This window comes from Pelomonas sp. KK5 (assembly GCF_001984095.1).
GTDB lineage: Bacteria > Pseudomonadota > Gammaproteobacteria > Burkholderiales > Burkholderiaceae_C > KK5.
In genome coordinates, this window is the sequence record NZ_LYVQ01000525.1 from 1 (window position 1) to 721 (window position 721).

General features: G+C 67.0%; 1 protein-coding gene and 1 pseudogene. Both read left to right on the forward strand.

What is annotated here, in order from left to right; genetic code table 11:
- The coding region (locus tag B0W88_RS32115; RefSeq protein WP_255378681.1) for a flagellin at positions 1 to 177 on the forward strand (177 nt) is incomplete at its 5' end.
- Between the two features lie 241 nt (positions 178 to 418).
- Positions 419 to 721 (forward strand): annotated as a pseudogene (locus tag B0W88_RS32120) (flagellin FliC); the annotation flags it as partial.

Sequence of the window (721 nt, forward strand, 5' to 3'; positions counted from 1 at the left end):
CTGCAGATCTCGGTGGAGAACCAGAGCGCCGCCAAGAGCCGCATCATGGACGCGGACTTCGCCTCGGAAACCGCCAACCTGAGCCGCTCGCAGATCCTGCAGCAGGCCGGCACGGCAATGATCTCGCAGGCCAACTCCCTGCCCCAGCAGGTCCTCACCCTCCTGCGTGGCGGCTGATCGCTGACAGACTCGGACCGCCCGCCGGGCCGCCCCAAGGGCGGCCGTAGCGAATGTGCGGTCCGGGCAACCCCGGACCGCATTCGCGCCCCCTCGGGGGGCCGACCAGGCACTCCTGGGCGAGGGGCTTGGATTTGGCGGGTTTTAGGGCGCCTTATCGCCCTTTTGGATCGCCTCGGCTTCTTCAGAATCTGGCCATCGAACTCAAGAAGTTCGACCCGGATCTTCCAGGAGTGCCGAGATGCCCCAGACCATCAATACCAACCTTGCCTCGCTGAACGCGCAGCGCAACCTGAACAAGTCGCAGCTGTCGCTGAGCACGTCGATGCAGCGGCTGTCGTCAGGCCTGCGTGTCAACTCGGCCAAGGACGACGCCGCCGGCCTGGCCATCGCGACCCGCATGGACGCACAGGTCCGGGGCATGAACGTGGCCCAGCGCAACGCCAACGACGGCATCTCGCTGTCGCAGACGGCGGAAGGCGCGCTGGCCACCGTCACCGACAACCTGCAGCGCATGCGGGAACTGGCGGTGCAGGCCCGCAAC